This is a genomic window from Streptomyces sp. NPDC017940 (assembly GCF_044328435.1).
GTDB lineage: Bacteria > Actinomycetota > Actinomycetes > Streptomycetales > Streptomycetaceae > Streptomyces.
The window spans coordinates 220,417-232,274 of the sequence record NZ_JBIRHJ010000007.1 but is presented as its reverse complement, the minus strand read 5'-3'; the positions used below and the strand labels follow the sequence as shown (position 1 = coordinate 232,274).

The window sequence follows — 11,858 nt, the reverse complement described above, 5'->3', positions numbered from 1 at the left end:
ATGGCAGCCACCACCCACACAGTGACCAACCAGGCTCCGCCCCTGGTGGGATATGACGTCTTCACGTGCGACCGTGCCCTCGTAGAAGGCGTCGAGCGGCACCTGGACCCGGGCCTGCTCGAAGAGGCCCGCGGGGAGCTCTCCCACCTCGGGCGCACCGCGGGTTCCGCGCAGGCCCAGGAGTGGGGAGTGCTCGCCAACGAGAATCCACCCGTCCTGCACACGCACGACCGGTACGGCAACCGCGTCGACGAGGTGTCCTTCCACCCCGCCTGGCACCGGCTGCTCGGCAAGGCGGTGGCCGCGGGCCTCACCTCGGCCTGGAACCGGCCGGGCGGGCACGTGCGGCGCGCGGCGGGCTTCCTGGTGTGGACCCAGGCCGAGGGCGGCCACGGCTGCCCGGTGTCGATGACCCACGCGGCGGTGCCCGCCCTGCGCGCCGACCCCCGCATCGCCGCCGAGTGGGAACCGCGGCTCACCTCGACCGTGTACGACGAGGGGCTGCGGCCCGCCGCGCGGAAGGCGGGCGCGCTCTTCGGCATGGGCATGACGGAGAAGCAGGGCGGCAGCGACGTCCGTGCGAACACGACGCGGGCGCGGGCGCTCGCCGAGGACGGCACGTACGAACTCGTCGGGCACAAGTGGTTCTGTTCCGCGCCGATGTCCGACGGATTCCTGGTGCTCGCGCAGGCCGAGGCCGGGCTCACGTGTTTCCTGGTGCCACGGGTCCTCGACGACGGAACACGGAACGCGTTCGCGATCCAGCGCCTCAAGAACAAACTCGGGAACAAGTCGAATGCCTCCAGTGAAGTCGAGTTCGACGGCACCTGGGCGCGCCGCGTCGGCGAGGAGGGGCGCGGGGTGCGCACCATCATCGGCATGGTGGCGGCGACCCGGCTCGACTGTGTCATCGGGTCCGCGGCCCTGATGCGCCAGGCGGTCGCGCAGGCCGTGCACCACGCCACGTACCGGGAGGCGTTCGGCGGCAAGCTCGTCGACAAGCCGCTGATGCGCAACGTCCTCGCGGACCTGGCCCTGGAGTCGGAGGCCGCGACGACGCTCGCGCTGCGCCTCGCCGCCGCCCACGACGACGGGGGCGAGCGGGAGCAGGCGTTCCTGCGGCTCGCCGTGCCGGCCGCGAAGTACTGGGTGACCAAGCGGTGCACCCCGCTCGTGGCCGAGGCCCTGGAGTGCCTCGGCGGCAACGGCTACGTGGAGGACTCCGGGATGCCGCGGCTCCTGCGCGAGTCGCCGCTGAACTCGATCTGGGAGGGCTCGGGCAACGTACAGGCGCTCGATGTGCTGCGCGCGTTGCAGCGGGAGCCGCAGGCGCTCAACGCCTTCCTGGCGGAGGTGGGTGCGGCGCGCGGCGCCGACCACCGCCTGGACGGTGCGATCAAGGCGCTGCTCACGGAACTCGCCGATCTCGAGGGCATCGAGGCGCGGGCCAGGCGGCTCGTGGAGCGGATGGCGCTGGTCCTCCAGGGCTCGCTGCTCGTGCGGTACGCGCCGCCCGCCGTGGCCGACGCGTTCTGCGCCTCCCGGCTCGGCGGCGACTGGGGCACGGCGTTCGGCACGCTGCCGCACAGCCTGGACCTGGGAGCCGTGGTGGAGCGGGCCGCCGTACGGCTGTGACGTACGGGAGCGCTCCGGGCGTGCGGGGCGCTGTCACAGGGGTGGTGCCGCGCCGACACGGCACCACCCCCGGTTTTCAGGTCCCGTCGGGACGCACGCCACGCGGAGCGGCGTACGGCCAAGTTTCAAACACCGCACGACTGTTCGCCAGAGTTGCAGAAGGTTGCAACCCCGCGTGACCTACGCGGTCCGGGTTTGCACCACCTGAAGGAAGCAGGTCCTTCCGCACGTCGGGGAAGGGCACGATGGATGACGTGTCCCCCTCTGTCGGCGGGCTCGGAGCGGGAGGAACCGGTGAGGAACACGCAGGCGACGTTCGATCTCGAACGCCTGACAGCGGTGAACGCCGCGCAGGCCGCGCGGCTGCTGCGTGAGGTGCGGGACGCCAGGATCGCGGGGCGGCCCCCGCGCGTCGGCCCCCGGCCGGTGATCGGCGCGTCCTGGGACCGCATGCTGGCGAGCGGCGTCGACCCCGAGCACGACCACCGCGCGGGCATGCTCAGCACCGACGAGGTGGAGCGGCGGCGGCAGACGTCACCGCTGCGGCACGTGCTGCCGGTGCTGCGCGAGGGCCTGCTGTCGGTCGCGGACGTCGCCCAGCACATCATGGTCGTCGCGGACGCGGAGGGGCGGCTGTTGTGGCGCGAGGGCAACAGGTCGGTGCTGCGGATGGCCGACGGGCACGGCTTCGAGGTGGGGGCCGACTGGCGCGAGAGCATCGTCGGCACGAACGGCATCGGCACGCCCCTCGTCGCCCGGCGGCCCCTCCAGGTCTTCTCCGCCGAGCACTTCGTCCGCTCCCACCACCTGTGGACCTGTACCGGCGCGCCGATCACCGACCCGAGGGACGGGCAGCTGCTCGGCGTCGTGGACATCAGCGGACCGCTCGACACCATGCACCCGGCGACCCTCGCCCTAGTGGGCTCGGTCGCCAAGCTCGCGGAGGCGCGGTTGCGCGAGCAGCATCTGACCGCCCTCGACCGGCTGCGTTCGGTGGCCGCGCCGGTCCTCGCCCGCCTCGGCGGGCGGGCGGTCGCGGTGGACACCCACGGCTGGACGGCCGCGGTCACCGGCATGCCGCCGCCCGGGCGCGTCACGCTGCCCAAGTCCTTCGCGGACGGCCGGGTCTGGCTGCCCACGCTCGGCGGGTGCGCGGTGGCGCCCCTGCCCGGGGGCTGGCTGCTGCGCTTCGACGACGGCGGCGGTGCCGGTTCCGCCGCGCCGCACGGGACGGCGGTGCCCGTGGCGACGCGGGTCGTGGTGGACGTCGGCGGCTCGCACCGCTGGACGGTCACGGTCACCGGCAGCGCGGGCTGCTGGACGCACGAGCTGACTCCCCGGCACGCGGAGTTGCTCTACCTCCTCGCGGTGAGCCGGGCGGGGCGGACCGCCGCCGGGCTCGCCGAGGACCTCTTCGGCGACCCGGGGCGCACGGTGACGGTCCGCGCGGAGCTGTCCCGCGTCCGGCGCTATCTGGGCGGGCTGCTCGCGCACCGCCCGTACCGCTTCCACGAGGACGCCGACGTCGAGCTCGTCCTGCCCGCCGAACCGTCCCGGCTGCTGCCGCAGTCGGTGGCCCCCGCGGTGGTGCGCGCCCGGGCCGCCGCGGTGCCTTGACCGGGTCCGGGCCGCCCTGGCCGGCTGACACGAGTCACACCGGTCGTTCACCGGTCACGCACCGGTCCGCGCCAGGCCCTTCCTCCCCTCGGCGTCTCCCCCGGCCCCCCTTGGCCGGGTGGAGCCGCCCGTGATTGCCTGACCGGCATGAGCATCACTGTCACCACCTGGTCTCTCGAACAGACCTCGCCCGCCGACCTGCTTCCGGCCGCCGTCCCCGAGGGCGATGTCCGGATCGTCCGGGCCGAGGTGCCGTCGCCGGAGTTCTCCCGGTTCCTCTACTCCGCGGTCGGCGGCGACATCACCTGGGTGGACCGGCTCTCCCTGAGCCACGGGCAGTGGCTCGAGCACCTGGCGCGGCCCGGCGTGGAGACCTGGGTCGCCTACGACCGGGGGACGCCCGCGGGGTACGTGGAGCTGGACCCGCAGGACGACGGTGTCGTCGAGATCGTCTACTTCGGGTTGATCCCGGCGTTCCGCGGGCGGCGCATCGGGGGTCATCTCCTGTCGTACGGGGTTGCTCGCGCGTGGGATCTCGCGAAGCGGTGGCCCGGGCGGGCGGCCACGAAGAGGGTGTGGCTGCACACGTGCAGCCTCGACGGGGAGCACGCCATGGGCAACTACCTGCGGCGCGGGTTCCGTCTCTTCGACACGGAGGTCTCCCACCAGCAGGAGCAGCCGCCCCCCGGCCCATGGCCCAACGCCCACCCCGCCTGACGCCCACCAGTCGCCCCCCTCCACCGCGCCGCCCCCCTTCCACCGCGCCGCCGTCCCTCCATCGCGCTCCGCGCTCGTCCTCAATCGCCGGACAGGCTTTTCCCCCACCCGCCCGCCCCTCTGTCCTCAAACGCCGGACGGGCTGATTTCAGCCCGTCCGGCGCTTGAGGACAAGGCCGTCAGGCCGGAAAGGGCAGGCGGGTGGGGGAAACACCCCGTCCGACGCTTCAGGACAGGGCCGTCAGGCCAGGAAGGGCGGGTGGGTGGGCAAATAGCCCGTCCGGCGTTTGAGGACAAGGCCACCAGGGCGGGCGGGTGGGAAAAAGCCTGTCCGGCGTTTGAGGACAAGGCCGTCAGGCCGGAAAAGGCGGGCGGGGGAAAACACCCGTCCGACGCTTCAGGGCAAGGCCGTCAGGCCAGGAAGGGTGGGTGGGTGGGGAAATCAGCCCGTCCGGCGTTTGAGGACAAGGCCGGCAGGCCAGAAAGGGCGGGTGGGTGGGCAAATAGCCCGTCCGGCGTTTGAGGACAAGGCCGTCAGGCCGGGAAGGGCGGGTGGGTGGGGAAATCAGCCCGTCCGGTGGTTGAGGGCGAGGGCCGGAGGGCCGATAAGGGGGAAAGGGGGCGAAGTCCTCGGGGGCGGGGGGCGGCAGAGGGTAGCTGTGCCCACGATGCGGGACGGTTCCGTCCACACTGTGGACGTAGGTGGACTGCGCCGAAAGGCGCGTGACACGCTTCCGTCATGTCTCGAGCTGGAACCGCCTTGGTGAGTCGACGCCACGTCGACCTCGGCCGCATGTCCAGCGCCATGTGTCCGGCAAGCTGAGCACCCCAGCCCCGCCGCTCCCCCCTTCCTCCCCGTTGTCTGACCCACCCCGCACACCACCGCGCCCTCTGCGCGAGTGTGCAGGTCAGAGCCGCTTCCAGCCCGCTGTGAAGGACATACACCCATGGCTGCCAACCCCGAAGACCCCGCGACCGCCGCCCCTCGCGCACCCGGGCGCAAGGCGAGCCGCCACCGTGGCGAGGGCCAGTGGGCTGCCGGTCACTTCACCCCGCTCAACGGCAACGAACAGTTCAAGAAGGACGACGACGGTCTCAACGTGCGGACACGCATTGAGACGATCTACTCCAAGCGCGGCTTCGACTCCATCGACCCCAACGACCTGCGCGGCCGGATGCGCTGGTGGGGGCTCTACACCCAGCGCAAGCCCGGGATCGACGGCGGCAAGACCGCGATCCTGGAGCCGGAGGAGCTGGACGACGAGTACTTCATGCTGCGGGTGCGCATCGACGGCGGCCGGCTCACCACGGCCCAGCTGCGCGTCATCGGCGAGATCTCGCAGGAGTTCGCCCGCGGCACCGCCGACATCACCGACCGGCAGAACATCCAGTACCACTGGATCCGCATCGAGGACATGCCGGAGATCTGGCGGCGCCTTGAGGGCGTGGGCCTGTCCACGACGGAGGCGTGCGGCGACACCCCGCGCGTCATCCTCGGCTCGCCCGTCGCCGGGATCGCCGAGGACGAGATCATCGACGGCACGCCCGCCGTCGAGGAGATCCACCGCCGCGTCATCGGCAACCCGGCCTTCTCGAACCTGCCGCGCAAGTTCAAGTCCGCGATCTCGGGATCGCCGCTGCTCGACGTGGCGCACGAGATCAACGACATCGCGTTCGTCGGCGTCGTGCACCCCGAGCTCGGGCCCGGCTTCGACCTGTGGGTCGGCGGCGGACTCTCCACCAACCCCAAGATCGGTCAGCGGCTCGGCGCCTGGGTGCCCCTGGAGGACGTGGCCGACGTCTTCGAGGGCGTCATCTCGATCTTCCGCGACTACGGCTACCGCCGCCTGCGCAACCGGGCCCGCCTGAAGTTCCTCCTCGCCGACTGGGGCACGGCCAAGTTCCGCCAGGTCCTCGAGGACGAGTACCTGCTGCGCAAGCTCGCCGACGGCCCCGCCCCCGACCAGCCGGTGCAGCGCTGGCGCGACCACGTCGGGGTGCACCGGCAGCGGGACGGCAGGTTCTACGTCGGGTTCGCCCCGCGCGTCGGCCGCGTCGACGGCACCGTACTGACGAAGATCGCCGACCTGGCCGCCGCGCACGGCTCGGGCCGGCTCAGCACCACCGTCGAGCAGAAGATGATCGTGCTCGATGTCGCGGAGGACCAGGTGGACTCGCTGGTCGAGGGCCTGGAGGCGCTGGATCTGACGGTGCGCCCCTCGCCGTTCAGGCGCGGCACCATGGCCTGCACGGGCATCGAGTTCTGCAAGCTCGCGATCGTCGAGACCAAGGCGCGCGGCGCCTGGCTGATCGACGAACTGGAGCGCCGCATCCCGGACTTCGACGAGCCCATCACCATCAACATCAACGGCTGCCCGAACGCCTGCGCGCGCATCCAGGTCGCCGACATCGGCCTGAAGGGCCAGCTGGTCCTGGACGCCGACGGCAACCAGGTCGAGGGCTACCAGGTGCACCTGGGCGGCGCACTCGGCCTCGAGGCCGGGTTCGGCCGCAAGGTGCGCGGCCTGAAGGTCACCGCCGCCGAGCTGCCCGACTACGTGGAGCGCGTGCTCAAGCGGTACGAGGCCGAGCGCACGGACGGCGAACGCTTCGCCACCTGGGCGGGGCGCGCCTCGGCGGAGGCCCTCTCGTGAGCGAGCGCGCGGCCCCCTTCTACTGCCCCTACTGCGGCGACGAGGACCTGCGGCCGAGCGACCAGGGCCACGGCGCCTGGGAATGCGCGGCCTGCAACCGGGCCTTCCAGTTGAAGTTCCTCGGGCTGCTCGCCCGCGGACTCCGGCGCGACGACACGGGAGGGGAAAAGATATGACGACGACTCAGGAGCTCGACACCGCCGCGGCGGCCGAGCTGCGGGCCCTCGCCGAGCAGGCCGGGCGCGACCTCGAGGAGGCCTCCGCGCTCGACATCCTGACGTGGGCGACGGACACCTTCGGCGAGCGGTTCTGCGTGACCTCCTCGATGGAGGACGCGGTGGTCGCCCACCTCGCCGCACGCGTACGTCCCGGTGTGGACGTGGTGTTCCTCGACACCGGCTACCACTTCCCGGAGACCATCGGCACCCGTGACGCCGTCGCCGCCGTCATGGACGTACACGTCATCACGCTCACGCCCCGGCTGACCGTGGCCGAGCAGGACGCCGAGCACGGCCCGCGGCTGCACGACCGCGACCCCGACCTGTGCTGCGCGATGCGCAAGGTCAAGCCCCTCGAAGAGGGCCTGCGGGGCTATGCCGCCTGGGCGACGGGCCTGCGCCGCGACGAGTCGCCCACCCGCGCGCACACCCCGGTCGTCGGCTGGGACGAGAAGCGGCAGAAGGTCAAGGTCTCGCCGATCGCCCGCTGGAGCCAGGACGACGTGGACGCCTACGTCACCGAGCACGGCGTCCTCACCAACCCGCTGCTCATGGACGGCTACGGCTCCGTGGGCTGCGCCCCCTGCACCCGGCGCCTCCTCGAGGGCGAGGACGCGCGCGCCGGACGGTGGGCGGGCCGCACCAAGACCGAGTGCGGGCTGCACGGATGACGAACCCCCAGATATCCCAGGAGACCCTTGTGACCGGAGCCACCGTCTGGCTCACGGGCCTGCCGAGCGCCGGCAAGACCACCATCGCGCACGAGCTGGCGCACACGCTGCGCGCCGAGGGCCGCCGCGTCGAGGTGCTCGACGGCGACGAGATCCGCGAGTTCCTCTCCGCCGGCCTCGGCTTCAGCCGCACCGACCGCGACACCAACGTCCAGCGCGTCGGCTTCGTCGCCGAACTCCTCGCCCGCAACGGCGTGCTGGCCCTCGTACCCGTCATCGCGCCGTTCACGGACAGCCGCGAGGCGGTGCGCAAGCGCCACCAGGCGGGCGGCACCGCCTATCTGGAGGTGCACGTGGCGACGCCGGTGGAGGTCTGCTCCGTACGGGACGTGAAGGGCCTGTACGCCAAGCAGGCCGCGGGGGAGATCTCCGGGCTGACCGGCGTCGACGACCCGTACGAGGAGCCCGAGTCACCCGATCTGCGCATCGAGTCGCAGGACCAGACCGTGCAGGAGTCCGCCGCAGCCGTGTACGCGCTGCTCACCGAGAGGGGTCTGGCATGACGACCGCCGCAAGCGTCGAGGCCGCGGGCGACTCCAACGGCTCCGGGGACTCCGGCGACTCCGAGGGGAATCACACCGGCGACAGCCCCTACGCGCTCTCGCACCTGGACGCCCTGGAGTCCGAGGCCGTACACATCTTCCGCGAGGTCGCGGGCGAGTTCGAGCGGCCGGTGATCCTGTTCTCCGGCGGCAAGGACTCCATCCTGATGCTGCACCTGGCGCTGAAGGCGTTCGCGCCCGCCCCGGTGCCCTTCGCCCTCCTCCACGTCGACACCGGGCACAACTTCCCGGAGGTCATCGACTACCGCGACCGCGTGGTGGCCCAGCACGGCCTGCGCCTGCACGTGGCGTCCGTGCAGGACTACATCGACCGCGGGGTGCTACGCGAGCGCCCTGACGGCACCCGCAACCCCTTGCAGACGCTGCCGCTCACCGAGAAGATCCAGGCCGAGCGGTTCGACGCGGTCTTCGGCGGCGGCCGGCGCGACGAGGAGAAGGCGCGCGCCAAGGAGCGGGTGTTCTCGCTGCGCGACGAGTTCTCCCAGTGGGACCCGCGCCGCCAGCGCCCGGAGCTGTGGCAGCTGTACAACGGCAGGCACGCGCCCGGCGAGCACGTCCGGGTGTTCCCGCTGTCCAACTGGACCGAGCTTGACGTGTGGCAGTACATCGCCCGCGAGTCCATCGAGCTGCCGGAGATCTACTTCGCGCACGAGCGGGACGTCTTCGAGCGCTCCGGCATGTGGCTGACCGCCGGCGACTGGGGCGGCCCCAAGGACGGCGAGACCGTCGAGCGGCGCCTGGTGCGCTACCGCACCGTCGGCGACATGTCCTGCACCGGCGCCGTCGACTCCGACGCGACCACCCTGGCCGCCGTGATCGCCGAGATCGCCGCGTCCCGGCTCACCGAGCGCGGGGCGACCCGCGCGGACGACAAGCTCTCCGAGGCCGCGATGGAAGACCGCAAGCGCGAGGGGTACTTCTAGCCATGACCAGCACCACCGACACCGCCGCCGGAGAACTCGCCGGTCTGTCCGCGACCACCCTGCTGCGGTTCGCCACCGCGGGCTCCGTCGACGACGGCAAGTCCACCCTCGTGGGCCGTCTCCTGCACGACTCCAAGTCGGTGCTCACCGACCAGCTGGAGGCAGTCGAGCACGCCTCGCGCAGCCGCGGCGGCGAGGGCCCCGACCTGGCGCTGCTCACCGACGGCCTGCGGGCCGAGCGGGAGCAGGGCATCACCATCGACGTGGCGTACCGCTACTTCGCCACGCCCCGGCGCCGCTTCATCCTCGCGGACACCCCCGGCCATGTGCAGTACACCCGCAACATGGTCACGGGCGCCTCCACGGCCGACCTCGCGGTGGTCCTGGTGGACGCCCGCAACGGCGTCATCGAGCAGACCCGCAGGCACGCCGCGGTGGCCGCGCTCCTCCGGGTGCCGCACGTGGTGCTCGCCGTGAACAAGATGGACCTCGTGGAGTACGCGGAGCCGGTGTTCGCCCGGATCGCGCAGGAGTTCACGGCGTACGCGGCCGACCTCGGCGTCCCCGAGATCACGGCGATCCCGATCTCGGCGCTCGCCGGGGACAACGTGGTGGAGCCGTCGTCGAACATGGCCTGGTACGGCGGCCCGACGGTCCTCGAACACCTGGAGACCGTGCCCGTCAGCCACGACCTGACCAGCTGCCACGCCCGCCTCCCGGTGCAGTACGTGATCAGGCCGCAGACCGCCGAGCACCCGGACTACCGGGGGTACGCGGGCCAGATCGCCGCGGGCACCTTCCGCGTCGGCGAATCGGTCACCGTCCTGCCGTCGGGGCGGACCTCGAAGATCGCGGGCATCGACCTGCTCGGCGAGCCGGTGGACGTGGCCTGGACCCCGCAGTCGGTGACCGTGCTCCTCCAGGACGACATCGACGTCTCCCGGGGTGATCTGATCGTCCCGAGCAGCGACACGCCGCCGACGACCCAGGACATCGCGGCCACCGTCTGCCACGTCGCCGACCAGCCGCTCACCGTGGGCCAGCGGGTGCTGCTCAAGCACACCACCCGCACGGTCAAGGCGATCGTGAAGCAGATACCGTCCCGGCTGACTCTGGACGACCTGTCCCAGCACCCGAATCCGGGCCGGCTCGTCGCCAACGACATCGGACGGGTCCTCGTGCGCACCGCGGAGCCGCTCGCGCTCGACGCGTACGCCGACTCGCGGCGCACCGGCTCCTTCCTCCTGATCGACCCGGCGGACGGCACGACGCTGGCGGCCGGCATGGCGGGCGAGGCCTTCGCCAAACCCGTCACCGGCACCGCGGTGCCCGCCGACGACGAGGGCTGGGACTTCTGACCATGGCCTCCCTCGATGTGTACGCGACGTTCGCCAAGGAAGGCGGCCGTGTCGGCAGCGGCGCCCTCGGGGCGGGTTCGGGCGGCGTGACGCGATGTGTGCGATGACGTACGCGCACCGCTCGCGCGCCCTCACCCCCCGCCGTCCCTTCGCACGCAGACGAAGATCCGCCGACATCCACCCGGCCGCGCCCTGACGGTGCGCACCGCCGGGCCAACGAGAGGAACACCTCCCGTGCCTGCCATCCGTATCCCCGGCATTCCCGCCATCCCCGGCCTCCCCGGTGCACGTACTCCCCGTGCGCGTCACAAGGGCCGCGTGGCCGCGGCAGCCGCCCTGCCCCTGCTCGCGCTGACGCTCTCCGCCTGCGGATACGGCTCGGACTCCGACAAGGACGACGGCGGCAAGGCGAAGATCGCCGCCGACGCGAAGAAGATCGAGGGCCTGGACCAGGTGAAGATCGGGTACTTTCCGAACCTGACCCACGGCACCGCGCTCGTCGGCGACCAGGAGGGCCTGTTCCAGAAGGAGCTGGGGGCGACCAAGGCGACGTACTCGCAGTTCAACGCGGGCCCCTCGGCGATCGAGGCGCTGAACTCGAAGTCCATCGACATCAGCTGGATCGGCCCGTCGCCCGCGATCAACGGCTACAGCAAGTCCGACGGCAAGAACCTGCGGATCATCGGCGGCTCGGCGTCCGGCGGCGTGAAGCTCGTCGTGAACCCGAAGAAGATCAAGTCCCTCGGTGACGTCAAGGGCAAGAAGATCGCGACGCCGCAGCTCGGCAACACCCAGGACGTGGCCTTCCTCAACTGGATCAAGGGCAAGGGCTGGAAGGTCGACGCCCAGAGCGGCAAGGGCGACGTCTCCGTGGTCCGCACCGACAACAAGATCACCCCGGACGCCTACAAGTCCGGCTCGATCGACGGCGCCTGGGTGCCGGAGCCGACCGCCTCCAAGCTGGTCTCCGAGGGCGCCAAGGTGCTGCTCGACGAGGCCGACCTGTGGCCGGACAAGAAGTTCGTGATCACCAACATCATCGTGCGGCAGCAGTTCCTCAAGGACCACCCCAAGGTCGTCGAGGCCGTGCTCAGGGGCGCGGTGCGGACGAACCAGTTCATCGAGGACAACCCGGAGAAGGCGAAGGCCGCGGCCAACGCCAAGCTGAAGCAGCACTCCGGCAAGGCACTGCCCGCGAAGGTCATCGACCCGGCCTGGAAGTCGATCCAGTTCATCAACGACCCGCTGGCGGCGACCCTCGACTCCGAGGCCGAGCACGCCGTGCAGGCGGGCCTCCTGGAGCAGCCCGACCTCAAGGGCATCTACGACCTCCGTCCGCTCAACAAGGTCCTGAAGGCGGCGGGCGAGCCCGCGGTCGAGGACGCCGGTCTCGGCGTCAAGTAGCCGGATCACGCCCACAGTTCAGGTTCTCAGGAGGTGAC

Annotated in this window: 11 protein-coding genes; all 11 read left to right on the top strand. The window is 71.7% G+C overall.

The window, feature by feature from the left end:
- The 11 genes from ACH4DX_RS24655 to ACH4DX_RS24605 all read left to right on the top strand — a co-directional run bounded on the left by ACH4DX_RS24655 (position 1) and on the right by ACH4DX_RS24605 (position 11,820).
- On the top strand, positions 1–1,635 hold the full coding sequence (locus tag ACH4DX_RS24655) for an acyl-CoA dehydrogenase family protein (RefSeq protein WP_398115474.1): 1,635 nt from the start codon (positions 1–3) through the stop codon (positions 1,633–1,635).
- 294 nt (positions 1,636–1,929) lie between these two features.
- On the top strand, positions 1,930–3,252 hold the full coding sequence (locus ACH4DX_RS24650) for a GAF domain-containing protein (protein ID WP_398156715.1): 1,323 nt from the start codon (positions 1,930–1,932) through the stop codon (positions 3,250–3,252).
- Positions 3,253–3,399: 147 nt separating this feature from the next.
- On the top strand, positions 3,400–3,969 hold the full coding sequence (locus tag ACH4DX_RS24645; protein ID WP_398156714.1) for a GNAT family N-acetyltransferase: 570 nt from the start codon (positions 3,400–3,402) through the stop codon (positions 3,967–3,969).
- A 739-nt stretch (positions 3,970–4,708) separates the two neighbouring features.
- On the top strand, positions 4,709–4,792 hold the full coding sequence (locus ACH4DX_RS24640; protein ID WP_318657890.1) for a putative leader peptide: 84 nt from the start codon (positions 4,709–4,711) through the stop codon (positions 4,790–4,792).
- 124 nt (positions 4,793–4,916) lie between these two features.
- Entirely contained in the window at positions 4,917–6,623 is a 1,707-nt protein-coding gene (locus tag ACH4DX_RS24635) for a nitrite/sulfite reductase (protein ID WP_398115479.1), read from the top strand.
- Complete coding sequence (locus tag ACH4DX_RS24630) at positions 6,620–6,799, top strand: hypothetical protein (protein WP_398115481.1); 180 nt, start codon at positions 6,620–6,622, stop codon at positions 6,797–6,799. Before ACH4DX_RS24635 ends, ACH4DX_RS24630 begins: the two co-directional genes overlap by 4 nt.
- Complete coding sequence (locus ACH4DX_RS24625; RefSeq protein ID WP_398156713.1) at positions 6,796–7,512, top strand: phosphoadenylyl-sulfate reductase; 717 nt, start codon at positions 6,796–6,798, stop codon at positions 7,510–7,512. The genes ACH4DX_RS24630 and ACH4DX_RS24625 overlap by 4 nt, the downstream gene beginning before the upstream one ends.
- The gene (cysC, locus tag ACH4DX_RS24620; RefSeq protein WP_398115483.1) at positions 7,509–8,075 is read left to right on the top strand and encodes an adenylyl-sulfate kinase; all 567 of its coding nucleotides are present in this window, start codon (positions 7,509–7,511) and stop codon (positions 8,073–8,075) included. The genes ACH4DX_RS24625 and cysC overlap by 4 nt, the downstream gene beginning before the upstream one ends.
- Positions 8,072–9,058: a sulfate adenylyltransferase subunit CysD gene (cysD, locus tag ACH4DX_RS24615; RefSeq protein ID WP_398156712.1), complete on the top strand. Its 987-nt coding sequence runs from the start codon at positions 8,072–8,074 to the stop codon at positions 9,056–9,058. The genes cysC and cysD overlap by 4 nt, the downstream gene beginning before the upstream one ends.
- 2 nt (positions 9,059–9,060) lie before the next feature.
- Entirely contained in the window at positions 9,061–10,416 is a 1,356-nt protein-coding gene (locus tag ACH4DX_RS24610) for a sulfate adenylyltransferase subunit 1 (RefSeq protein WP_398156711.1), read from the top strand.
- A gap of 318 nt (positions 10,417–10,734) precedes the next feature.
- Positions 10,735–11,820: an ABC transporter substrate-binding protein gene (locus tag ACH4DX_RS24605; RefSeq protein WP_398156710.1), complete on the top strand. Its 1,086-nt coding sequence runs from the start codon at positions 10,735–10,737 to the stop codon at positions 11,818–11,820.
- The last annotated feature ends 38 nt before the right edge of the window (positions 11,821–11,858 follow it).